This is a genomic window from Mesorhizobium sp. 2RAF21 (assembly GCF_052115345.1).
Taxonomy (GTDB): Bacteria; Pseudomonadota; Alphaproteobacteria; order Rhizobiales; family Rhizobiaceae; genus Mesorhizobium; species Mesorhizobium terrae.
In genome coordinates this window covers 322871-344318 of the sequence record NZ_JBFRGM010000001.1, presented here as the reverse complement: position 1 = coordinate 344318, position 21448 = coordinate 322871, and the positions used below count along the sequence as shown (strand labels likewise).

The 21448-nt window shown below is 64.7% G+C and carries 22 protein-coding genes; 6 read left to right on the top strand and 16 right to left on the bottom strand.

Annotated features, from left to right (window positions below):
* Positions 1 to 66: 66 nt before the first annotated feature.
* Positions 67 to 594, bottom strand: coding sequence for a 50S ribosomal protein L19 (rplS, locus tag AB4136_RS01775; RefSeq protein WP_024923194.1), 528 nt, complete (start codon positions 592 to 594; stop codon positions 67 to 69).
* Between the two features lie 289 nt (positions 595 to 883).
* Here rplS and AB4136_RS01770 point away from each other — a divergent pair, with 289 nt between their 5' ends.
* Both AB4136_RS01770 and AB4136_RS01765 read left to right on the top strand, forming a co-directional pair.
* Complete coding sequence (locus AB4136_RS01770) at positions 884 to 1783, top strand: alpha/beta fold hydrolase (protein ID WP_137900353.1); 900 nt, start codon at positions 884 to 886, stop codon at positions 1781 to 1783.
* Positions 1784 to 1869: 86 nt separating this feature from the next.
* Positions 1870 to 2622 carry a sulfite exporter TauE/SafE family protein gene (locus AB4136_RS01765; RefSeq protein WP_137900354.1) on the top strand — a complete coding sequence of 251 codons (753 nt, stop codon included), beginning with the start codon at positions 1870 to 1872 and terminating at the stop codon, positions 2620 to 2622.
* 6 nt (positions 2623 to 2628) lie between these two features.
* On the opposite strand, the gene trmD is transcribed toward AB4136_RS01765, so the two are convergent.
* Entirely contained in the window at positions 2629 to 3318 is a 690-nt protein-coding gene (trmD, locus tag AB4136_RS01760) for a tRNA (guanosine(37)-N1)-methyltransferase TrmD (protein ID WP_024923191.1), read from the bottom strand.
* Positions 3315 to 3935: a ribosome maturation factor RimM gene (rimM, locus tag AB4136_RS01755; RefSeq protein WP_024923190.1), complete on the bottom strand. Its 621-nt coding sequence runs from the start codon at positions 3933 to 3935 to the stop codon at positions 3315 to 3317. The genes trmD and rimM overlap by 4 nt, the downstream gene beginning before the upstream one ends.
* Before the next feature lie 69 nt (positions 3936 to 4004).
* Between rimM and AB4136_RS01750 the strand changes: the two genes are divergently transcribed.
* Positions 4005 to 4943: a tyrosine recombinase XerC gene (locus AB4136_RS01750; protein ID WP_024923189.1), complete on the top strand. Its 939-nt coding sequence runs from the start codon at positions 4005 to 4007 to the stop codon at positions 4941 to 4943.
* 81 nt (positions 4944 to 5024) lie between these two features.
* Positions 5025 to 6092 carry a TraB/GumN family protein gene (locus AB4136_RS01745; RefSeq protein ID WP_024923188.1) on the top strand — a complete coding sequence of 356 codons (1068 nt, stop codon included), beginning with the start codon at positions 5025 to 5027 and terminating at the stop codon, positions 6090 to 6092.
* Positions 6093 to 6099: 7 nt separating this feature from the next.
* On the opposite strand, the gene AB4136_RS01740 is transcribed toward AB4136_RS01745, so the two are convergent.
* On the bottom strand, positions 6100 to 6567 hold the full coding sequence (locus AB4136_RS01740; RefSeq protein WP_024923187.1) for a DUF2867 domain-containing protein: 468 nt from the start codon (positions 6565 to 6567) through the stop codon (positions 6100 to 6102).
* Between the two features lie 315 nt (positions 6568 to 6882).
* Here AB4136_RS01740 and AB4136_RS01735 point away from each other — a divergent pair, with 315 nt between their 5' ends.
* Entirely contained in the window at positions 6883 to 7170 is a 288-nt protein-coding gene (locus AB4136_RS01735; RefSeq protein WP_024923186.1) for a hypothetical protein, read from the top strand.
* 84 nt (positions 7171 to 7254) lie between these two features.
* On the opposite strand, the gene lpdA is transcribed toward AB4136_RS01735, so the two are convergent.
* From lpdA to mdh, 12 genes are all read right to left on the bottom strand, one after another.
* Complete coding sequence (gene lpdA / locus AB4136_RS01730; protein WP_024923185.1) at positions 7255 to 8661, bottom strand: dihydrolipoyl dehydrogenase; 1407 nt, start codon at positions 8659 to 8661, stop codon at positions 7255 to 7257.
* A 24-nt stretch (positions 8662 to 8685) separates the two neighbouring features.
* Positions 8686 to 9441 (bottom strand): SDR family oxidoreductase, encoded by a 756-nt coding sequence (locus AB4136_RS01725; protein WP_024923184.1) that lies wholly within the window; start codon positions 9439 to 9441, stop codon positions 8686 to 8688.
* The gene (locus tag AB4136_RS01720) at positions 9438 to 9923 is read right to left on the bottom strand and encodes a hypothetical protein (protein ID WP_024923183.1); all 486 of its coding nucleotides are present in this window, start codon (positions 9921 to 9923) and stop codon (positions 9438 to 9440) included. Before AB4136_RS01720 ends, AB4136_RS01725 begins: the two co-directional genes overlap by 4 nt.
* A 7-nt stretch (positions 9924 to 9930) precedes the next feature.
* Positions 9931 to 10566 carry a LysE family translocator gene (locus AB4136_RS01715; RefSeq protein ID WP_024923182.1) on the bottom strand — a complete coding sequence of 212 codons (636 nt, stop codon included), beginning with the start codon at positions 10564 to 10566 and terminating at the stop codon, positions 9931 to 9933.
* 36 nt (positions 10567 to 10602) lie between these two features.
* Positions 10603 to 11016: an MAPEG family protein gene (locus AB4136_RS01710; RefSeq protein ID WP_024923181.1), complete on the bottom strand. Its 414-nt coding sequence runs from the start codon at positions 11014 to 11016 to the stop codon at positions 10603 to 10605.
* Positions 11017 to 11044: 28 nt separating this feature from the next.
* Complete coding sequence (locus AB4136_RS01705) at positions 11045 to 11449, bottom strand: MAPEG family protein (RefSeq protein ID WP_024923180.1); 405 nt, start codon at positions 11447 to 11449, stop codon at positions 11045 to 11047.
* A gap of 133 nt (positions 11450 to 11582) precedes the next feature.
* Positions 11583 to 12809, bottom strand: coding sequence for a 2-oxoglutarate dehydrogenase complex dihydrolipoyllysine-residue succinyltransferase (odhB, locus tag AB4136_RS01700; protein WP_024923179.1), 1227 nt, complete (start codon positions 12807 to 12809; stop codon positions 11583 to 11585).
* A 45-nt stretch (positions 12810 to 12854) separates the two neighbouring features.
* Positions 12855 to 15842, bottom strand: a complete 2988-nt coding sequence (locus AB4136_RS01695; RefSeq protein WP_024923178.1) for a 2-oxoglutarate dehydrogenase E1 component — start codon at positions 15840 to 15842, stop codon at positions 12855 to 12857.
* Positions 15843 to 15946: 104 nt separating this feature from the next.
* Positions 15947 to 16849: a succinate--CoA ligase subunit alpha gene (gene sucD / locus AB4136_RS01690; protein ID WP_024923177.1), complete on the bottom strand. Its 903-nt coding sequence runs from the start codon at positions 16847 to 16849 to the stop codon at positions 15947 to 15949.
* An 11-nt stretch (positions 16850 to 16860) separates the two neighbouring features.
* Positions 16861 to 17358 (bottom strand): DUF1579 family protein, encoded by a 498-nt coding sequence (locus tag AB4136_RS01685; RefSeq protein WP_024923176.1) that lies wholly within the window; start codon positions 17356 to 17358, stop codon positions 16861 to 16863.
* A 25-nt stretch (positions 17359 to 17383) separates the two neighbouring features.
* On the bottom strand, positions 17384 to 18580 hold the full coding sequence (gene sucC / locus AB4136_RS01680; RefSeq protein WP_024923175.1) for an ADP-forming succinate--CoA ligase subunit beta: 1197 nt from the start codon (positions 18578 to 18580) through the stop codon (positions 17384 to 17386).
* Between the two features lie 15 nt (positions 18581 to 18595).
* On the bottom strand, positions 18596 to 19564 hold the full coding sequence (gene mdh, locus AB4136_RS01675) for a malate dehydrogenase (protein WP_024923174.1): 969 nt from the start codon (positions 19562 to 19564) through the stop codon (positions 18596 to 18598).
* Positions 19565 to 20008: 444 nt separating this feature from the next.
* Here mdh and AB4136_RS01670 point away from each other — a divergent pair, with 444 nt between their 5' ends.
* Positions 20009 to 21424 carry a phospholipase D-like domain-containing protein gene (locus AB4136_RS01670; protein ID WP_024923173.1) on the top strand — a complete coding sequence of 472 codons (1416 nt, stop codon included), beginning with the start codon at positions 20009 to 20011 and terminating at the stop codon, positions 21422 to 21424.
* The last annotated feature ends 24 nt before the right edge of the window (positions 21425 to 21448 follow it).

Sequence of the window (21448 nt, the reverse complement as noted above, 5' to 3'; positions counted from 1 at the left end):
ACAGGTTCCGGACACCCTGCAGGCGGCCGAAGCCGCCTTTTCCAAATCGGTATCTGTCCGAAAATCTTATTCGGCGGCCGTGGCTTCAGCAGCGGCGGCAGCCTTCTTCTCGGCGGCTTCCTGTGCGGCCTTCTCGGCAGCCAGAGCCTCGGCGGCGGCGACCTTCTCGGCCTCGATCTTGGCCTTCTCGGCGGCGAGCGCCTCGCGCTCCTCGTCGTTCAGCTTGCGGGCGCGCACGCCGGTGTTCTCGGTAATGCGAGCCGACTTGCCGCGACGATCGCGCAGGTAATAGAGCTTGGCGCGGCGCACCTTGCCGCGGCGGACGATCTCGACCGCTTCGATCATCGGCGAGTAGACCGGGAACACGCGCTCCACGCCTTCGCCGTAGGAAATCTTGCGGACGGTGAAATTCTCCTGGAAGCCGGAGCCGGAGCGGGCGATGACGACGCCCTCATAGGCCTGCACGCGGGTGCGGCTGCCTTCGGTGACGCGCACCTGGACGCGCACGGTGTCGCCGGGCTGGAATTCGGGCAGCTTGCGCTTGGCTTCGATCTTGGCGACCTGTTCGGCCTCGAGCTGACGGAGGATATCCATCTTAACAATCCACTTCTTGTTCTTCCGACAGTCAGAGCGCCCTACGCTCGCCTTGCAGTTCCTGAAATCGACTTCCGGGACCGCTCGGTTATGCCCTTCATCCGAGGATGTCAGGCAGGGGCGACTACACCGCCATAGTTGACGGGTCCGGACGATGCTTGTCCGGTTCGGCGCGGCACATAGCGCTATTTCGCGCTCTTGTCACCTGTCCAACGCTATTTTTTAGCGTGGCCGGTTGGTCAAATAGCACCAGAATGCCAAAAAAGGCGGTCTTATGGGGAGCTCGCCTATGACCGGACCCTACCCTATCCGCTTCGCCCGCGCCACCATGCTCGACATCGCCTATGAGGAGCATGGCGAGCCCGGCGGCGATGCAATCATCCTCTTGCATGGCTTTCCCTACGATCCGCGCTGCTATGACGAAGTCTGGCCGCTCCTTGTGGCGCAGGGGCATCGTGTCATCGTGCCTTATCTGCGCGGCTATGGGCCGACGCGGTTCCTGTCTTCCGAGACGATGCGCTCGGGCCAGCAGGCGGCGCTGGCGCTGGACCTCGTCGACCTGATGGACGCGCTGTCGATCGAGAAAGCGGCGCTGGCCGGTTACGACTGGGGTGGGCGCGCCGCCTGCATCGTGGCGGCGCTCTGGCCGCAGCGGGCGCGCTGCCTGGTCACCGGCGACGGCTACAACATCCAGAACATCCCCGCTTCCGTGAACCCGGCCTCGCCCGAGACCGAGCACCGCTACTGGTATCAGTATTATTTCCATTCGGCGCGCGGCGTGCGCGGTCTGACCGAGAACCGCGACGCGCTGGCCCGGCTGTTGTGGAAATTGTGGTCGCCCACCTGGGCGTTCACGGAGGACGCCTTCGCGCTGTCGGCCGCTTCCTTCCAGAACCCCGATTTCGTCGACATCGTTATCCATTCCTACCGGCACCGTTATGGCTACGCGCCGGGAGATCCTGTCCTGCAGCCCGTCGAGGACCGGCTGGCCGAACAACCGCCGATTTCGGTGCCGACCATATCGCTGTGCGGCGCCGACGACGGCGTTGGCCCGCCGGACGAGGAAGACGGCCACCAGTTTTCCGGCCCGTTCGAGCGGCGCATCCTGGCGGGCGTCGGGCACAACATTCCGCAGGAGGCACCCCGGGCGACGGCGCAGGCATTGCTGGAGCTGCTCGGCAAGGGCTGAGTTTGCTTGCGCAAAGGCGATGCGGCCCGTAAATCTGGCATCATCAAACCTCGCATCATTGCTTGCGACAGGGGCTTGCCGACGCCTTGACGTTCATCGACGCCGCCATCCTCTTTGTCGCCGGGCTGCTTTCCGGCATCGTCAATGCCGTCGCCGGTGGCGGCACCTTTCTCACTTTCGGGGCGATGAGCGTGCTTGGCATTCCGCCGATCGCGGCCAATGCGACGTCGTCGATCACGCAGTTTCCCGGCTACATCACCTCGACGCTGGCCTATTGGAGCGACATTAGGGCGATCTGGCGCAGCGCCATGCTGCTTTGCATCGTTTCGGCCATCGGCGCGCTGGGTGGCGCGCTTTTGCTTCTGGCGCTCGACAATCCGTCGTTCCGCGCCATGGTGCCGTGGCTTTTGATCGCCGCGACCGCTCTGTTCGCCGCCGGGCCATGGCTGAAGCCGAAACCGAAGCCCGGCCGGCCGGCCGCCGTCGGGTCCGTCGCGGGTGCCGCGATGCAGTTCGCCACCGCCGTCTATGGCGGCTTCTTCGGCGCCGGCATGGGGGTGATGATGCTGGCGACGCTCGGTCTTACCCAAAGCGGCGACTACCACCGCCTCAATGCGCTGAAGAACATGTTCTCCATCGTCATTGCCGCCGTCGCCATCCTGATCTTCGTGTCGGGCGGCGTGGTGTCATGGCCGCAGGCGCTGGTGATGATCCCGGCCGTCGCGCTCGGCGGTTACCTTGGCGTGTGGATCGCCAAGCGCGTGCCGCAGAACGCGGTGCGTATTTTCGTCATCGCCGTCGGGCTGTTCCTGGCGGCGTATTATTTCCTGAAGGCGTAGGCGCCTTCAGGATTTGCCTGCCAGCAAATCCGGCCGGCGTTCGGCCGTCAGCTTTTCCGCTTGCTCGTGCCGCCATTGGGCAATCTTGCCGTGATTGCCCGAGATCAGCACGTCGGGGATTTGCCGGCCCTCGAATTCCTGCGGGCGGGTGTAGTGCGGGTGTTCGAGCAGGCCGTTCTCGAAGCTCTCCTCCTCGCCGGAGCGCTCGTTGCCCATGACGCCGGGCAGGAGCCGCACGACTGCATCGAGCAGAACCAGCGCCGCCGGCTCGCCGCCGGACAGGATGAAATCGCCGACGGAGACTTCTTCCAGGTTGCGCGCCTCGATGACCCGCTGGTCGACGCCTTCGAAACGGCCGCACAGGATGATGACGCCCGGCCCGGCCGCCAGTTCGCGCACGCGCGCCTGGGTCAGCGGTTTTCCGCGCGGGCTCATCAAAAGCTTCGGGCGCGGGTCGCCCTGCGGGCCGGTGCGATCGATGGCACGGGCCAGCACGTCGGCGCGCATCACCATGCCGGCGCCGCCGCCGGCCGGGCTGTCGTCCACCGTGCGGTGCTTGTCGGTGGCGAAGTCGCGGATCTGGACGGCGTCGAGCGACCAGTCGCCCCGCTCCAGCGCGCGGCCGGCCAGCGAAAGGCCAAGCGCGCCCGGAAACATCTCCGGATAGAGGGTGAGAACCGAAGCGGCGAAGCTCACCGGTTGCCCCCGGCACCTTTCGGACCGCGTGGGCGGCGCTTCGCATCGAAACCGTCGTCGCCGGGCGCCGGGCCGATGTTCGGTTCGCCGTCGCCGTCCTCATCCTCGACAAGACCGGCCGCGACCGGGTCGAGGCGCACGAAGCCATCTGCAATCGAAACTTCCGGCACGGCGGCGTGGGTGAACGGGACCAGCACGCCCTTGCGGGAGCCGAGCGTAATGTCGAGAATATCGCCGCCGCCGAAATTCTGCACCGCCGCCACCTTGCCGATGACGGCACCCGTATCGTCCCTGACCGCGAGGCCGACCAGGTCGGCATGGTAGAATTCGTCCTCGTCGCCATCGTCGGGCAGCGCCGAGCGGTCGACGAACAGTTCCGTTCCGGTCAGCGCCTCGGCGGCGTTGCGGTCACTGACGCCCTTGAAGCGCACCACAACCACCTCGTTGGCGGGTCGGATATCGGTGATCTCGAAGGCGCGGCCGTCCCTGGCGTAGAGCGGTCCGTAGTCGGCGAGCGCCAGCGGGTCGCCGGTGAAGGTCTTCACGCGCAGCTCGCCCTTGATGCCGTGCGCGGCACCGATGACGGCCATCTGGATCGGATTTTTCGGTTTGCTCATCGCCTGCGCTTCATCGCTTGCTAACCTGATCGGCAAATACTGCCTTATTCAATCGGGCCTGTTCTGCCAATGCAGGAATTCCTCATCGCCGCCAAACCGGACCTCCAGGCCGCTCGCGAAAGCTGGCTGAAGGCACTGGCCGGCGAGCGCCGGCTGTCGGCGCTGACGGTGGAAGCCTATGAGCGCGACACCCGCCAGTTCCTGCAATTTTTGACCGGCCATTGCGGCGGTCCGCCGGGCATCGCCGATGTCGCGGCGCTGCGCCCGGCCGATTTTCGCGGTTTCCTCGCCCTGCGCCGCAATGAAGGCGCCGGCGCCCGCACTTTGGGGCGCGGGCTGGCCGGTGTGCGCTCGCTGCTGCGTTTCCTGGAACGGCGCGGGTTGGTGAATGCGGCGGGCGCGGTGGCACTGCGCGCGCCGAAACAGCCGAAATCGCTGCCCAAGCCGCTGACCGCGGCGGATGCGCGGCGCGTGGTTTCGGCCGGCGAACAGCTTGCCGAAGAACCGTGGATCGCAGCCCGCAACGCCGCCGTCTTGACGCTTCTCTACGGTTCGGGCCTGCGCATTTCCGAGGCGCTCGGCCTCACCGGGGCCGATCTCGCGCATAGTTCGGAGACGGTGCTGCGTGTCACCGGCAAGGGCGGCAAGACCAGGCTGGTGCCGGTGCTGCCGGTGGCCTTCCAGGCGATCGCCGAATACCGCAAGCTCTGCCCCTATCGTCTGGGCGCGGACGGGCCGCTGTTTCGCGGCGCGCGCGGCGGCCCGCTCAATCCGGCGATCATCCAGCGCGAGATGGTGAAGCTGCGTTCGGCGCTGAACCTGCCGGAGACGGCGACGCCGCATGCGCTCAGGCATTCCTTCGCCACGCATCTGCTCGGCCGCGGCGGCGACCTGCGCACCATCCAGGAACTGCTCGGTCATGCCTCGCTGTCGACGACGCAAATCTATACCGGCGTCGACACCGCCCGCCTGCTCGATATCTACGAAGCCGCGCATCCCCGCGCCTGAGCCCCGGCTTGCCAGCGGGCGGTGACAATTTTCATCGCGCGGTTAACCGTTTTGCCGCCTTTGGCGCCTAGAACGATTGGCATGCATCTCGTTCCGACCAAGACCGACCGTGTCGCGCATCTGTCGTTGAAGCTGCTCGCGGCGGTCAACGTGCTTCTGTTCCTGTCCTTCCTGATCGTGGCGCTGCTGGCCGCCGGCCGCGCGCATGCCGAGATGGTGTCGTGCAGCGGCGCCGATATGGTCGCCGCGCTGCAGAAGAGCGATCCCGCCACCTATGCGAAGATCGAAAAGGAGGCGGCCGCCGTGCCCAACGGCAAGGGCCGGTTGTGGAGGCTGGAAAAGCCCGGCGAGAAGCCATCCTGGCTGTTCGGCACCATGCATATGACCGACCCGCGCGTGGTGACCCTGCCGGAGGCGGCGCAGAAGGCTTTCGACGGCGCCAATACGGTCATCATCGAGACGACCGACGTGCTCGACCAGGGCAAGATGATGGGGGCCCTGGCCAGGGAGCCTGATTTGATGATGTTCACCGACGGCACGACGTTGACGTCGCTGCTGCCGCCGGAGGATGCCAAGATCTTGGAGAGCGGCCTCGATGCGCGCGGCATTCCGGCGGCGAGCGTCGCCAAGATGAAACCATGGATGCTGTCGGCGATGGTCTCGCTGCCGGCCTGCGAGATGGCCCGCAAGAGCGCCGGTGCCCCGGTGCTCGACGTCAAGCTGGCGGAACAGGCCAAGGCGTCCGGCAAGGGCTTGGAGGGGCTGGAGACGGCCACCGACCAGCTGCGCGCCATGGCCTCGCTGCCGATGCAGCAGCACATCAAGGGGCTGGTGGAGACGCTGAAGCTCGGCGACAAGATCAACGACGTGTCGGAGACGATGATCGTGCTCTACCAGCGCGGCGACATCGGCATGATCTGGCCGCTGTTTCGGGCAACGCTGCCGGATGTGGCGGGCGACGAGGAAGGTTATTCGGCCTTCGAGGAAGCCATCGTGAACAAGCGCAATACGGTGATGGCCGAGCGCGCCTTGCCGATCCTGGCCAAGGGCAATGTGTTCATGGCCGTCGGCGCGCTGCATCTGCCCGGCGCGGAAGGACTGGTCGAGGATTTCCGCAAGGCCGGCTACACCGTCACGGCGGCGAACTGATCGCCCTTCAGGCGACCCGCGCCAGCATCGCCGGCACGATGACGCGGTGGAACGGCATGATGGTGGCCAGATAGGCGCGACCGAGTAGGTTGTGCGTGGCGACGAGCGTCGAAGCGCTGATCGACTGCCTGCTGCCGCTCAACGCGTCGACTTTCACCACCAGCCTGAAATCGAGATGCCGATCGTCGAGACCGAGCACCACGGTGGACGGGCTTTCGCTGATCAGCGGAAACAGGCCGATCACCTCCTGGTCGGCCGGCATGTCGACGGGCCCGGTCTTCAGGCCGAAGGGGCCGACCAGGATGTTGCGCAGCGCCAGCAACCAGTCGACCCAGGCCGGCCTGCGCGACATCACGCGCTCCGCCGCCGTTCGCGCGTCGAGCTGCTCACCGGCGATTTCGATCGCGAAGCTGTCGAAGAAATTGGCACCGGGCAATATCCCGGCATAGTCCGAAAGACCCTGCACTGTTGCCATATTGGTCGCTCCGGCTGAAGCCAGCTTGTAACCAGCCGAAAATAGTATCGTTTCGGTGCCAGAACGAGCTGACGAAACGTCGCTGGCCATTTGATTCGATTGTTCGGCGCGTCATGATTTTCCGCAGCAGAAAAACCCGCCGTGGGCTGAAAAAAGCGCGTTTTCGCCGATCCGCAGCTGAAAAAGCTGGGTGATACGGTGATTTTCATGGTCCCGTCGTTGTTTTGGTCCCATGCACCTTCTAAATTTTACACACAATCACGCGCGACGCGTTGATTGGCATTGATTGAAAACTTTCTCCCAGGAGGACTTCCCATGGCGGATTCATCCAACAGCTCTTCCGGCTCCGGTGGTGGCGGCAGCAGCTGGCTGATCGCGCTCGTAATCGTCGTTCTGGCCGTCGTCGCGTATTTCGTCTTCGGCCGCAGCGGTGGCGAGCACACGGCACCGGCCGAGGCTCCGGCAGCCAGCACGCCTGCTCCGGCACCGGCGGCGCCCGCCGCCGAACCGGCCAAGCCGGCTGCTCCCGCTCCGGCAACTCCGGCACCCGCTACGACCGCGCCGGCGCCTGCAAACCCGGCTCCGGCTGCTCCGGCTCAATAACCGGACACCAGAAAACAGAACGGCCCGCTAAAAAGCGGGCCGTTTCTTTTTGGGCGAAGCGAGGATGCGGCGCGCGCCGCGACCTCACAGGTGAATTGGCTTGAAGAAGGTGGCGAGCGCCGCTTCCTTGACCGCCTCCGACATGGTTGGGTGGGCGTGACAGCTGCGGGCGAGGTCTTCCGAAGAACCGCCGAACTCCATCAGCACCACCGCCTCGTGGATCATCTCGCCGGCGCCGAAACCGAGGATGTGCACGCCGAGCACGCGGTCGCTGGCCTTGTCGGCCAGGATCTTCACGAAACCGTCGGTGTGCAGCATGGCGCGCGCGCGGCCATTAGCGGTAAAGGGGAACTTGCCGACCTTGTAGTCGATGCCGGCCTTCTTCAGTTCCTCTTCGGTCTTGCCGACCGAGGCGACTTCGGGGCTGGTGTAGACCACGCTCGGGATGACGTCGTAGTTCACATGACCGGCCTGGCCGGCGATGCTTTCGGCCACGGCAACGCCTTCGTCCTCGGCCTTGTGCGCCAGCATCGGCCCGGCGATGACGTCGCCGATGGCATAGATGCCGGGCACGTTGGTGCGCCAATGGTTGTCGGTCTTGACGCGGCCGCGCTCGTCCAGTTCAACGCCGGCCTCCTTGAGACCGAGCGCGTCGGTGTAGGGCCGGCGGCCGGTGGCGATCAGCACAGCGTCGGCCTCGATGGTCTCGGCCGCGCCGCCCTTGACCGGTTCGAACGTGACCGTCGCGCCCTTCTTGGCCTTGGCGACGCCGGTGACCTTGGCGCCCAGCTTGAACTCGAAGCCCTGCTTGGCCAGCATGCGCTGGAACTGCTTGGACACTTCGCCATCCATGCCGCCGAGAATGGAATCCAGATATTCGACGACGGTGACCTTGGCGCCGAGGCGGGACCAGACCGAGCCGAGCTCGAGGCCGATGACGCCGCCGCCGACCACGACGAGATGACCGGGCACCTTCTCCAGCGACAGCGCGCCGGTGGACGAGACGATGACCTTCTCGTCGATGTCGACCTTGACGCCCGGAATGCCGGCGACGTCGGACCCGGTGGCGATGACGATGTTCTTCGCCTCGATCTCCTGGACCTTGCCGTCCTCGCCGGTGACGGAAACCTTGCCGGCGGAGACCACCTTGCCGGTGCCGCGGAAGGCGTCGATCTTGTTCTTCTTGAACAGGAAGGCGACGCCAGTGACGTTGGACGCCACGGTCGCGTCCTTATGCGCCATCATCTTCTTCAGATTGAGCTTCGGCGTGCCGACCTCGACGCCCAGCGTGTCGAAGGAATGCTGCGCCTCGGCCAGCATTTCGGAAGCGTGCAGCAGTGCCTTGGACGGGATGCAGCCGATGTTGAGGCAGGTGCCGCCATAAGTCTCGCGCTTCTCGACCACGGCCACCTTCAGGCCAAGCTGCGCCGCCTTGATGGCGCACACATAGCCGCCCGGGCCAGATCCGATAACGACGACGTCATAAGCCATGGTCCTGTCCTTCCTGCTGGGCGGTCAGCGGCCGCCGCTTACGTTCACAATCGAGCCCGTCGTATATGATGCCTCGTCCGACAAAAGCCAGAGCACGGCATGGGCGACTTCTTCCGCCTTGCCCTCGCGTTTCATCGGTACGCTGTCGCGGATTGCCGCGACGCGTCCCGGCTGACCGCCGGAGGCATGGATTTCGGTGTCGATGATGCCCGGCCGGACGGCGTTGACGCGCACGCCTTCATTGGCGACCTCGCGGGCCAGGCCGAGGGTGAAGGTGTCGATGGCGCCCTTGGAGGCGGCATAGTCGACATATTCGCCGGGCGAGCCCAGCAACGCGGCGGCGGACGAGAGGTTGACGATGGAGCCGCCCTTGCCGCCGCGCAGCGTCGACATGCGTCTGACCGCCTCGCGGGCACAGAGGATCGAGCCGATGACGTTGATGCGCATCATGCGTTCCAGGCGCGCGGCGCTCAGTTCGTCGACACGCGCCTTGGCATCGACCACGCCGGCATTGTTGACGAAGGCGTCGAGCGATCCAAAGCGCTTGTCGACGGTTTCGAACATGGAGAGCACGTTGGCCTCGTCGCCGACATCGCCCTTGACGGCGAAGGCTTCGCCGCCTCCGGCCTTGATCTCGGCGACCAGCGTTTCGGCTGCCTCCTGGTTGGAGGCGTAGTTTATCGCGACGCGGTAGCCCGCTCCGGCCGCCAGCCGGCACACTGCGGCGCCGATGCCACGGCTGCCGCCGGTGACGAGCAGGGTTTTTCCGGGCGCGGTCATTCCTGGCAGCCTTTCAGCGCAAAGACATCCCAAGGCAGTTTGGGCAATTTATCGTGGATGGCTGAGCGGCCGAGCTGTCCGGCGAGATCGGGGAAGATCAGCGTGGCCGGCGCGTCCTTGCGCTCATTGGGCAGAAGGTCGACCGCGCCCTTGGCGTCGGCCGTATAGATCACGCCTTCCCAGACGGTGCAGGCCGCGAGTTCCCCGCCGGTGACGTCGCCTTCGGGGCATTGGTGCATGAGTGAGCCATGTGGGCGGGCGGCATCGCCGCTCCACAAGACGACGCCATCCAGCATCACATCCTTGCCGACCACCATCTTGAAGGTGTTGGTGGTCGTGGCCGAGCCCATGGTCGGCCTGAAATCGATCTCCGCCGCCTGCTCGCGCTCGCCATAGACGGCGAGTTCGATCGGGCACGCCGCCAGTGCTGGCGAGGCGCCGAGCAGAGCCAGGGATTGGATCAGGACCGACAGCCTCGACATGCGGCGCTCAGCTCGCCTGCTGCGTGGCCAGGCGTATGCCAAGGCCAATGAAGATGACGCCGGTGACGCGGTTGAACCAGCGGCCCCAGGCAAGGAAACGCGCCCTGACGGAGGCAACCGTGAAAAAGGACGAGACCGCGACGAACCACAGGATCAGCGTTGCCGCCATCAAGAGACCGTAGACCGCCTGCACCGTGGCCGGCGTGTCGTGGCTGACGAGCGCGGTGAACAGCGACAGGAAGAACAGCACCGGCTTCGGGTTCAACGCATTGGTGGCGAAGCCGAGCAGGAAGCAGCGCAATGCCGAAGGCGGCGCGGCCGGCGTCGTCGCCTCGGCCGTGTCCGGCATTTCGAAGGTGTCGGCGCGCAGCGACTTCCAGCCGAGATAGACGAGATAGGCCGCACCCGCCCATTTCAGCAGACCGAACAGGAACAGCGATTTGGCGACGATGATGCCGATGCCGAGGATGGTGTAGCCGATGTGGAACAGCAGCGAGGCGCCGATGCCGAAGCTGGTGACAATGGCCGTGCGCCGGCCGTGCACCAGGCTTTGCCGCACGACGAGCAGGAAATCGGCGCCGGGCGAGACCACCAGGACCGAGAAGACGGCCATCAGGCCGAGGAATTCATAGACGTAGTGCATCGATCGATATCCTGCCCGTCGCAGCCCTGCCCAGTCCTAAGCCATCAACCTGACCAGCATCAAGACGAGACCGAGGAGGGAGACGAACCATACGATGGTGCGCAGGACCGGAACGCCCGCCGCATAGAGACCGAGATACACGATCCTGGCGGCAAACCACAGCCATGCGCCGGTGGCGCCAAGCCCGCCGGTCTTGCCGGTGACGGCTAGCGCCAGCGCCAGCGCGATGAAGGCGGGATAGGTTTCGAGCAGGTTGCCGAGCGCGCGCGTCAGCCGTCCCGCCAGCACGCTGTTGGTCTGGCGCCCCTGATCGCGCGGGCCGAGCAGATATCTGACGCTGATATCGCCGGAAAGATCGAGCGCCAGCGCCTGTGCCAGGATATGGGCGATCAGGAACGCAACGCTCAGGCCCAGGACCAAAATCTCAACCGACGCCGCCGCTGCTTCCATTATTTCCCCGATCAATTCCCTTGCCGTGTCAGCCGAGCAGCCTGACCAGCATCATCGCCAGGCCGACGATGGAGGCGGTCCAGATCACTGTGCGAACGACAGGTATGCCCGCCGCATAAGCAATGAGGTAGAGCACGCGCGCCACGATCCACACCACCGCGCCGGTGGCGGCGATGCCGCCGGTCTTGCCGGTGAGGGCAAGCGCCAGCACCAGGGCGATGAAGGCCGGATAGGTCTCGAGCAGGTTGCGCAAGGCACGCAGAAGGCGCCCGGCCAAAACGTTTTTCGAGACGCGGTTTTCGTCGCGGGCGCTGAACAGGTATTTCGGGCCGAGATCGCCGATGGTGGAAGCCTGGGCGATGACCTGTACGAGCAGGAGCGCGGCGCTCCAGCCAAGAACCCAGACTTCAGTCGATGCTGCAACAGCTTCCATATTCCTTGTCCCCCTGATGCGAGACGCGGAGCGCCTCGCCATGATCAGTTACAAGCGAAAGTCGTTTGCCGGCCGGTCGTTTCGACCGGCCAGGGAGAATAATCTTCTCCGCGCAGCAAATGGAAGCGGGGCCTTAGAGATCCAGAACGAGCCGCTCCGGATCCTCGAGGCTTTCCTTGACCCGTACCAGGAAGGTGACGGCTTCCTTGCCGTCGACGATGCGGTGGTCGTAGGAGAGCGCCAGATACATCATCGGGCGGATGACGATCTGTCCGCCGACCACGACCGGACGGTCCTGGATCTTGTGCATGCCGAGAATGCCCGACTGCGGCGCGTTGAGGATCGGGGTCGACATCAGCGACCCGTAGACGCCGCCATTGGAGATGGTGAAGGTGCCGCCCTGCATGTCGGCGACCGACAGCTTGCCATCGCGCGCGGCGAGGCCAAGGCGGCCGATTTCCTTTTCGATCTCGGCGATCGACATCTGGTCGGCATTGCGGACGACCGGAACCACCAGGCCCTTCTCGGTGCCGACGGCGACGCCGACATGGGCGAAGTTCTTGTAGATGATGTCGGTGCCGTCGATCTCGGCGTTGACGGCCGGGATTTCCTTCAGCGCATGGGTCACCGCCTTGGTGAAGAAGCCCATGAAGCCGAGCTTCACGCCGTGCTTCTTCTCGAAGACGTCCTTGTATTTGCTGCGCAGGTCCATCACCGCCTTCATGTCCACCTCGTTGAAGGTGGTGAGCATGGCGGCGGTCGACTGCGCTTCCTTCAGGCGGCGCGCAATGGTCTGGCGCAGCTTGGTCATGCGCACGCGCTCTTCGCGCGAGGCGTCGTCGGCATTGGACGGTGCGCGCACGGCAACCGGGGCGGCGGCGGGCGCCGCGGCCGGGGCGGAAACGCCCTTGGCAATGGCGTCAAGCACGTCGCCCTTCAGCACCTGGCCGCGCTTGCCGGAACCCGCAACCTGGTCGACCGCGATGTTGCTTTCGGCGAGCAATTTGGCGGCGCTCGGTGCCGGCGGCATGGCGGTCTGGGCAACGGCTTCCTTGACAGTCGAAGCGGCGGTCGGCGCGGACGCCTGGGCGACGGCTGCCGGCTTGGCGGCGGGGGCACCCGCACCGGCCGAAATCGAGCCGAGCAGGGCGCCGACGCCGACGGTCTCACCTTCCTTGACGATGATCTCGGCCAGCGTGCCCGCGGCCGGAGCCGGCACTTCCACCGTCACCTTGTCGGTTTCCAGCTCGACCAGCGGTTCGTCGGCGGCGATGGCGTCGCCAACCTTCTTGAACCACTTGCCGATCGTGGCTTCGGTGACGGACTCGCCGAGTGTCGGGACTTTGATTTCGGTAGCCATGTGCCTGTCCGTTGTTTTCGGTTCGGTTCAGTTATCAAGCCCGGCTCAGCCGCCGAGCGCGTCTTCGAGGAATGCGGCGAGCTGCGCCAGATGCTTCGACATCAGGCCGGTGGCCGGCGAAGCGGCGGCCGGGCGGCCGGTGTAGCGAACGCGCTGATGCTTGGCGTCGATATGGGCGAGCACCCATTCCAGATACGGGTCGATGAACGACCAGGCGCCCATGTTCTTGGGCTCTTCCTGGCACCACACCATCTCGGCGTTGCGGAAGCGCGAAAGCTCGGTGATCAGTGCCTTGGCCGGGAACGGATAGAGCTGCTCGACGCGCAACAGGTAGATGTCGTCGATGCCGCGCTTCTCGCGTTCCTCGTAGAGGTCGTAATAGACCTTGCCGGTGCACAGCACCACGCGGCGGATCTTGGAATCCTTGACCAGCTTGATCGTCTGGTTGGGCAAAAGCTGCGCATCGTCCCACAACAGGCGATGGAACGAGCTTTCGCCCGATAGATCGGCGATGGTCGATACGGCGCGCTTGTGGCGCAGCAGCGACTTCGGCGTCATCAGGATCAGCGGCTTGCGGAAGTCACGCTTCAGCTGCCGGCGCAGGATGTGGAAGTAGTTGGCCGGCGTGGTGCAGTTGGCGACCTGCATGTTGTCTTCGGCGCAGAGCTGCAGGAAGCGCTCGAGGCGCGCCGAGGAATGCTCGGGGCCCTGGCCTTCATAGCCGTGCGGCAGGAGGCAGACGAGGCCCGACATGCGCAGCCACTTGCGCTCGCCCGACGAGATGAACTGGTCGAACACCACCTGGGCGCCGTTGGCGAAGTCGCCGAACTGCGCTTCCCACAAGGTCAGCGCCTTGGGCTCGGCCAGCGAATAGCCATATTCGAAGCCCAGCACCGCCTCTTCCGAGAGCATCGAGTTGATGACCTCGTAGCCGGCCTGCGCGGCCGACAGATTGTTCAGCGGAATGTAGCGGGTCTCGTCGCGCTGGTCGTAGAGCACCGAGTGGCGCTGCGAGAAGGTGCCGCGTTCGGAATCCTGGCCGGACAGGCGGATCGGGTTGCCGTCGAGCAGGATCGCGCCGAAAGCCAGCGCCTCGGCCGTCGACCAGTCGATGCCTTCGCCGGTTTCGATCGCCTGGCGGCGGTTTTCCAGGAAGCGCGCGATGGTCTTGTGCGCCTCGAAGTCCTTCGGCACTTCGGTCAGCTTCTTGCCGATTTCCTTCAGGGTCTTCACCGGCACCGCGGTCTTGCCGCGGCGCAGCTCGTCCTGCTGGTCGGCCGAGCGCAGGCCGGACCAGGCGCCGTCGAGCCAGTCGGCCTTGTTCGGCTTGTAGGCCTGGCCGACTTCCCATTCGGTTTCCAGATGCGCGCGCCAGTCGGCCTTCATCTTGTCGAAATCGGCCTGAGACATATGGCCTTCGGCGATCAGGCGGTCGGCATAAAGCTGCACGGCGGTCTTCTGCGTGCGGATCTTGCGGTACATGATCGGCTGCGTGAAGGCCGGTTCGTCGCCTTCGTTGTGGCCGAAGCGGCGATAGCAGAACATGTCCACGACCACCGGCTTGTGGAACTTCATGCGGAATTCGGTCGCCACCTTGGCGGCGAACACCACCGCTTCCGGATCGTCGCCGTTGACGTGGAAGATCGGCGCCTCGATCATCTTGGCGACGTCGGACGGGTAAGGCGACGAGCGCGAGAAGCGCGGGTTCGTGGTGAAGCCGATCTGGTTGTTGATGATGAAGTGCAGCGTACCGGCGACGCGGTGGCCGCGCAGGCCCGACAGGCCGAGGATTTCAGCGATCACGCCCTGGCCGGCGAAAGCGGCGTCGCCATGCAGCAGCAGCGGCATCACCTTGGCGCGCTCCGACAGCGAGACGATCTCGCCGCGCTCGCGGCCAGCCATCTGGTCCTGCTTGGCGCGGGCCTTGCCCATCACCACCGGGTCGACGATTTCCAGATGCGAGGGGTTGGCGGTCAGCGACAGGTGCACCTTGTTGCCGTCGAACTCGCGGTCCGACGAAGCGCCGAGATGGTACTTCACGTCGCCCGAGCCCTCGACGTCGTCGGGTGCGTAGGAGCCGCCCTTGAACTCATGGAAGATGGCGCGATGCGGCTTGGCCATCACCTGGGAGAGCACGTTGAGGCGGCCGCGATGGGCCATGCCGAGCACGACCTCCTTGAGGCCAAGCGCGCCGCCGCGCTTCAAGATCTGCTCCAGCGCCGGGATCAGCGATTCGCCGCCATCGAGACCGAAACGCTTGGTGCCCTTGTACTTCACGTCGAGGAACTGCTCGAAGCCTTCGGCCTCGATCAACTTCTGCAGAATGGCCTTCTTGCCTTCGGCGGTGAAGGAGATTTCCTTGTCGGTGCCCTCGATGCGCTCCTGGATCCACGCCTTCTCCTCGGGATCGGAGATATGCATGAACTCGACGCCGAGCGTCGAACAATAGGTGCGGGTGAGGATTTCCAGCATCTGCCGGATGGTGCCGAATTCGAGGCCCAGAACATTGTCGAGGAAGATCGGCCGGTCGTAGTCGGCTTCGGTGAAGCCGTAATTCTGCGGCGACAGCTCGTTGTAGTCCTCGAGCGGGTTGGCGATGCCGAGCGGATCGAGATTGGCGTGCAGATGGCCGCGCATGCGGAAGGCGCGGATCATCATGATGGCGCGCACGGAATCGCGCGTCTGCTGATGGACATCGGCCTCGGAGATGGCGACGCCGTTGGCGACGGCCTTTTCCTTGACCTTCTTCTCGATCGTCTTTTCGACCAGGCCCCAATTGCCGTCGAGCGCCGAAACCAGTTCGCCATTGGCGGTCAGCGGCCAGGACGGCCGCGCCCAGGATGCGCCCTTGGCGTTCCTGCGCACATCGGACGCATCGTCCTTCAGCGCGGCGAAGAATTCCTGCCACTGCGGATCGACCGAGGCGGGATTGTCCTCATAGGCGGCATAAAGCGCGTCGATATAGTCGGCGTTGCCGCCATAAAGGAACGAGGTGAGGGAAAACTGGTCGTTGGCCTGATCTTGTCGTGCCATCTGTTGTCTCGGAGCGTCGGCTCCGTCTCCTGATTTCGGTAGTCGGTCTTCGGCAGTCGGCAATCGGAAAATGAACCGACTGCCTATTGCCGACTGCCCATTGCCTAACCCTTGATCGCCTCGACCAGCGTCGTGCCGAGACGCGCCGGCGATGGCGATACGCGGATGCCCGCGGATTCCATCGCGGCGATCTTGTCTTCCGCGCCGCCCTTGCCGCCCGAGATCACCGCGCCGGCGTGACCCATGGTGCGGCCAGCGGGCGCCGTGCGGCCGGCGATGAAACCGGCCATCGGCTTCTTGCGGCCGCGCTTGGCCTCGTCCTTGAGGAACTGCGCGGCGTCTTCCTCGGCCGAGCCGCCGATCTCGCCGATCATGATGATCGACTTGGTCTCGTCGTCGGCGAGGAACATCTCCAGCACGTCGATGAACTCGGTGCCCTTGACCGGGTCGCCGCCGATGCCGACCGCGGTGGTCTGGCCGAGGCCGACATTGGTGGTCTGGAACACCGCCTCATAGGTAAGCGTTCCCGAGCGCGAAACAACGCCCACCGAACCCTTCTTGAAGATGTTGCCGGGCATGATGCCGATCTTGCACTGCTCAGGCGTCAGGATGCCGGGGCAGTTCGGGCCGAGCAGCCGCGACTTCGACTTTTCCAGGCGCGCCTTGACGCGCACCATGTCCATCACCGGGATGCCCTCGGTGATGCAGACGATGAACGGGATCTCGGCCTCGATGGCCTCGATGATGGCTTCGGCCGCGCCCGCCGGCGGCACATAGACGACCGAGGCGGTGGCGCCGGTCCTCTCCTTGCCTTCGGCGACCGACGCGAAGATCGGCAAGGCCTCGCCCTTGGCGCCGGTCCAGGTCTCGCCACCCTTCTTGGGGTGGATGCCGCCGACCATCTGCGTGCCGTAATAGGCCAGCGCCTGCTCGGTGTGGAAGGTGCCGGTCTTGCCGGTCAGGCCCTGGACCAGGACTTTGGTGTTCTTGTCGACGAGAATGGACATGCCCAACCTTTTTACGAGAGGGTGATGGAGGAAGGCGAAACGCGCCGGTAGACGCCGTTCACCATGTCTTGCCAGATGTCGCTGCCGGCGGCCTTGAATTCGAGGCGCATGCGGTAGCTGTCGGGAGTATCGAAGCGATAGGTTGTCCGCGCGGCGCCGCGCGGCGAGCTTTTCACCAAAGCCAGTCCGGTGTCGCCCCAGGTTCCGGTTGCCGGCTCAGCCGGCACGAAGCCCATCGTATCGAACTGGTGCATGGTGCAGGTGGCGTTCGGCTGGTCGACGCCGAAGATGTTGTGCGAAGCGAAGGACGTCTTGCCGTCGCGAGCCTGGCGATAGCGCTGCATCACGAACAGGCCGCCGAACTCGGCTTGCGCGGTAACCTCGGCGGTTGCCGAACCGGCTGGCGCCCATTGCGTGGCCGAAATCTCCTCCTCGCCATGCCACGCGCCAACCAGCGCCTGGAGGCGCTGGTGGTCGGGTGACAGGGTTGGGGAAGACGCCGTGTTCATGGTCAAAGCCGCTTTAACGCCGCGCTCAGCCCTTCTTGACCGCGGCGACGATCTTCTTTGCCGCATCGTCGAGATCGTCGGCCGAGGTGACGTTCAGGCCGCTCTCGTTGATGATCTTCTTGCCCAGCTCGGCATTGGTGCCTTCCAGGCGCACCACCAGCGGCACTTTCAGGCCGACTTCCTTGACCGCGGCGATGACGCCCTCGGCGATGACATCGCATTTCATGATGCCGCCGAAGATGTTGATGAGGATGCCCTCGACCGCCGGGTCCTTGGTGATGATCTTGAAGGCGGCCGTGACCTTTTCCTTCGAAGCGCCGCCGCCGACGTCGAGGAAGTTGGCGGGCTCGGCACCGTAGAGCTTGATGATGTCCATCGTGGCCATGGCGAGGCCGGCGCCGTTGACCATGCAGCCGATATTGCCGTCGAGCGCAACATAGGCGAGGTCGTATTTCGACGCCTCGATTTCCTTCTCGTCCTCTTCGCTGGTGTCGCGCAGCTCGACGATGTCGGCGTGGCGGAACAAAGCGTTGTTGTCGAACGACACCTTGGCGTCGAGCACGCGCAGGCGGCCGCTTTTCATGACGATCAGCGGGTTGACCTCGAGCAGGCTCATGTCCTTCTCGACGAAGGCCTTGTAGAGGATCGGGAACAGCGTTTCGCCGTCCTTGGCCGCGTCGCCCGAAAGCTTCAGCGCAGCGTTGAGCTTGGCGACGTCGGCAGCGGTAACGCCGGCCTCCGGATCGATCGCAACCGTGATGATCTTCTCCGGCGTGTCGTGGGCAACGGTCTCGATGTCCATGCCGCCTTCGGTCGAAACGACGAAGGCGACGCGGCCGACCGAGCGGTCGACCAGGATCGACAGATAGAGCTCGCGGTCGATGTCGGCGCCGTCCTCGATATAGAGGCGGTTGACCTGCTTGCCGGCGGGGCCGGTCTGCTTGGTCACCAGAGTGTGGCCGAGCATCTCGTTGACGTTGGTGACAACCTCGGCGATCGACTTGGCGAGACGCACGCCGCCCTTGGCGTCGGCGGACAGTTCCTTGAACTTGCCCTTGCCGCGACCGCCGGCATGGATCTGGCTCTTCACCACATAAAGCGGCCCGGGCAGGCGCTTGGCGGCAGCCTCGGCATCCGCCGCCTGGAACACCGGCACGCCCTCGGCGACCGGCGCTCCGAAACCCTTCAGAACCTGCTTGGCCTGATATTCGTGGATGTTCATCGGAACGTTCCTCGCTTACTTCTGGCCAAGTTGCGGCGCGATCGCCACGCAGGCTTCGCACAGGCCCTTCACGGCCTCGACCGACCTCTCGAACATCTTCTCTTCGGTCTTGTTGAAGTCGAGCTCGAGGATGCGCTCGACGCCGCCGGCACCGATCACCACCGGCACGCCGACATAGGTGTCCTTGATGCCGTACTGGCCGTTGAGGTGGGCGGCGCAGGGCAGGACGCGCTTCTTGTCCTTCAGGTAGCTCTCGGCCATGGCGACCGCCGAGGCGGCCGGCGCATAATAGGCCGAGCCGGTCTTGAGCAGGCCGACGATCTCGCCGCCACCCTTGCGGGTGCGCTCGACGATGGCGTCGAGCTTCTCCTGGCTGGTCCAGCCCATCTTGATGAGGTCGGGCAGCGGCACGCCGGCAACGGTGGAATAACGCACCATCGGCACCATGTCGTCGCCGTGGCCGCCGAGCGTCATGGCGCTGACGTCCTCGACGGAAACCTTGAATTCCTCGGCGAGGAAGTAGCGGAAGCGGGCCGAGTCGAGCACGCCGGCCATGCCGACCACGTGGCTCTTCGGCAGGCCCGAGAACTTCTGCAGCGCCCAGACCATGGCGTCGAGCGGGTTGGTGATGCAGATGACGAAAGCGTTGGGGGCATATTTCTTGATGCCGGCGCCGACCTGTTCCATCACCTTGAGGTTGATGCCGAGCAGATCGTCACGGCTCATGCCGGGCTTGCGCGGCACGCCGGCGGTGACGATGCAGACGTCAGCGCCTTCGATGCCGGCATAGTCGTTGACGCCGACATAACGAGCGTCGAAGCCGTCGACGGGCGAGGATTCGGCGATATCCAGGCCCTTGCCCTGCGGGATGCCCTCGGCGATATCGAACAGGACGACGTCGCCGAGTTCCTTGAGGCCGATCAGATGGGCGAGCGTGCCGCCGATCATGCCAGAGCCGATGAGCGCTATCTTGTTGCGTGCCATGTGAGGATCAATTCCCTTGTCTTGGACGGCGCCATTGCGGCGTCGGAGGAGAGGCCGTTAGGGTCGGGAACCCGCGAAATTTCGCCGCACCCAATAGACCCGCCGTGGGAAAAGTTCAAACGATTATTTTGGAGCTAAATATTTCAATCGGTTAGATTGTCTGGGATTTACGTAAACGTCAAAGTTTACGAACCCGGTTCGAAGGATCGCCACGAGATAGGCATAGAAATCAGAAGAATGTTGCCGGGTGATGACGCCCTGTTCGCTGAGGTTGCCGAGGAGGTGTTCGACGAGCCGGTCGACGCGTCGCGGCTCGAGGGCTTTGCGAGAAAATGAAGCGTTTTGCGGGATCGTGGCGCGCCCGATCCGACACCAACATAGGATCGCGGGCCGGGTCGCTTGCCTCTACTGGCGGGGTATCGCGCTTCCTGCCATGAATGCGCCATGGCGATGTTCCTCACCGCACTGCATCTTTTGCTCTTTTTGGCCGTGACATTGCGCGTGTTGGCGCGCTCGGACATGCTGCCGACGACACGAGTGGCGTGGATCCTGGTTTTGCTGGTCGTGCCCGCTTTCGGCCTGTTGCTCTATTTCTTCGTCGGCGAGGTCAATTTCCGCGGTCCCGCCCGCGCCGCCCACACCGCCGCCGAAACGGCAACCCGGTCGTTCGTGATTGCCAGCGGAGAGAGGCCGGACCTTGGCCGCTTCGGCGTCGCCAGCGGCTTTGCCACTTCAATCAACGGTTTCGGTGCGACCGAGGGCAACAAGGGCGAACTCCTGGACAGTCCTGCCGGTGCCAGGGCGCGCATGATCGAGGACTTCGACAATGCCAGGGAAAACATCTGCGTCCTTTATTACATCTGGCTCGATGACGGCACGGGACGCGCGGTAGCGGACGCGCTGATCAGGGCAGCCAAACGCGGCGTGCGCTGCAAGGCCATGGTCGATGCGGTCGGATCGCGCGCCTTCATCGAGAGCGAGACCTGCGCCTGGCTGCAGGCCGCCGGCGTCGAAACCACGGTCGCGTTGCCGCTCGGCAATCCGCTGAAGACCATGTTCCAGCGTCGCCTCGATCTGCGCAATCACCGCAAGATCACCGTGATCGACGACAGGATCCTGCATTGCGGAAGCCAGAACTGCGCCGACGCTGAATTTCGCGTGAAGCCGAACTTCGCGCCATGGGTGGATGTCATGGTCCGCTTCGAAGGACCGGTCGTGCACCAGATGCACCTTCTGTTCGCGCAAGACTGGCTGAGCGACCGCCCCAACGAGCTGATGCATTTCGACAGGGTCGTCAAACCCATGCCCGGCGGCTTCGTCGCCCAAACGGTGGGCACCGGGCCGAACGTCAAACATGGCGTCACCGCGCAATTGTTTTCGCGCCTCATCTACGAGGCCCGCAGCGAACTGATCGTCTCGACGCCCTATTTCGTGCCGGGCGAAACGGTGTGCGAGGCGCTGACGAGTGCCGCGCAATCCGGCGTGGCGGTGACGCTGATCCTGCCGCGTCGCAACGATTCCGGTTTTGTCCGGAATGCCAGCCGTTCGTACTATCCACGTCTGGTCGCCGCCGGCGTCAGGATCGCGGAATATAATGGCGGCCTGCTGCATTCCAAGACGCTGACCATCGACGGCGAGACGGCCTTTCTCGGCTCGTCCAACATGGATATCCGCAGCTTCGACCTGAATTTCGAAAACGACATCCTGTTCACCGACAGGGTGCTGACCGGCAAAATCCGCGAACGGCAGATGGCCTATCTGGCGGACTCGACACCGGTCGATCCGGCCGGGGTAAAGGCGTGGTCGATCCCGCGGCGCATCTGGTTCAACGCCTTCGCGATCGTCGGACCGATCTTGTAAAATCCGCCTATCTGCCCCGGGTTG

What these genes read in the sequence shown, in the direction of transcription:
- AB4136_RS01745 (WP_024923188.1), top strand. Translation starts at nt 5,025, where the DNA reads ATGCATCTCGTTCCGACCAAGACCGACCGTGTCGCGCATCTGTCGTTG.
- rplS (WP_024923194.1), bottom strand. Translation starts at nt 594, where the DNA reads ATGGATATCCTCCGTCAGCTCGAGGCCGAACAGGTCGCCAAGATCGAA.
- AB4136_RS01685 (WP_024923176.1), bottom strand. Translation starts at nt 17,358, where the DNA reads ATGAACACGGCGTCTTCCCCAACCCTGTCACCCGACCACCAGCGCCTC.
- AB4136_RS01720 (WP_024923183.1), bottom strand. Translation starts at nt 9,923, where the DNA reads ATGTCGAGGCTGTCGGTCCTGATCCAATCCCTGGCTCTGCTCGGCGCC.
- AB4136_RS01750 (WP_024923189.1), top strand. Translation starts at nt 4,005, where the DNA reads ATGCAGGAATTCCTCATCGCCGCCAAACCGGACCTCCAGGCCGCTCGC.
- AB4136_RS01740 (WP_024923187.1), bottom strand. Translation starts at nt 6,567, where the DNA reads ATGGCAACAGTGCAGGGTCTTTCGGACTATGCCGGGATATTGCCCGGT.
- AB4136_RS01705 (WP_024923180.1), bottom strand. Translation starts at nt 11,449, where the DNA reads ATGGAAGCTGTTGCAGCATCGACTGAAGTCTGGGTTCTTGGCTGGAGC.
- rimM (WP_024923190.1), bottom strand. Translation starts at nt 3,935, where the DNA reads ATGAGCAAACCGAAAAATCCGATCCAGATGGCCGTCATCGGTGCCGCG.
- AB4136_RS01670 (WP_024923173.1), top strand. Translation starts at nt 20,009, where the DNA reads ATGGCGATGTTCCTCACCGCACTGCATCTTTTGCTCTTTTTGGCCGTG.
- AB4136_RS01725 (WP_024923184.1), bottom strand. Translation starts at nt 9,441, where the DNA reads ATGACCGCGCCCGGAAAAACCCTGCTCGTCACCGGCGGCAGCCGTGGC.
- sucD (WP_024923177.1), bottom strand. Translation starts at nt 16,849, where the DNA reads ATGTCCATTCTCGTCGACAAGAACACCAAAGTCCTGGTCCAGGGCCTG.
- sucC (WP_024923175.1), bottom strand. Translation starts at nt 18,580, where the DNA reads ATGAACATCCACGAATATCAGGCCAAGCAGGTTCTGAAGGGTTTCGGA.
- AB4136_RS01770 (WP_137900353.1), top strand. Translation starts at nt 884, where the DNA reads ATGACCGGACCCTACCCTATCCGCTTCGCCCGCGCCACCATGCTCGAC.
- AB4136_RS01735 (WP_024923186.1), top strand. Translation starts at nt 6,883, where the DNA reads ATGGCGGATTCATCCAACAGCTCTTCCGGCTCCGGTGGTGGCGGCAGC.
- mdh (WP_024923174.1), bottom strand. Translation starts at nt 19,564, where the DNA reads ATGGCACGCAACAAGATAGCGCTCATCGGCTCTGGCATGATCGGCGGC.
- AB4136_RS01715 (WP_024923182.1), bottom strand. Translation starts at nt 10,566, where the DNA reads ATGCACTACGTCTATGAATTCCTCGGCCTGATGGCCGTCTTCTCGGTC.
- lpdA (WP_024923185.1), bottom strand. Translation starts at nt 8,661, where the DNA reads ATGGCTTATGACGTCGTCGTTATCGGATCTGGCCCGGGCGGCTATGTG.
- AB4136_RS01710 (WP_024923181.1), bottom strand. Translation starts at nt 11,016, where the DNA reads ATGGAAGCAGCGGCGGCGTCGGTTGAGATTTTGGTCCTGGGCCTGAGC.
- AB4136_RS01695 (WP_024923178.1), bottom strand. Translation starts at nt 15,842, where the DNA reads ATGGCACGACAAGATCAGGCCAACGACCAGTTTTCCCTCACCTCGTTC.
- odhB (WP_024923179.1), bottom strand. Translation starts at nt 12,809, where the DNA reads ATGGCTACCGAAATCAAAGTCCCGACACTCGGCGAGTCCGTCACCGAA.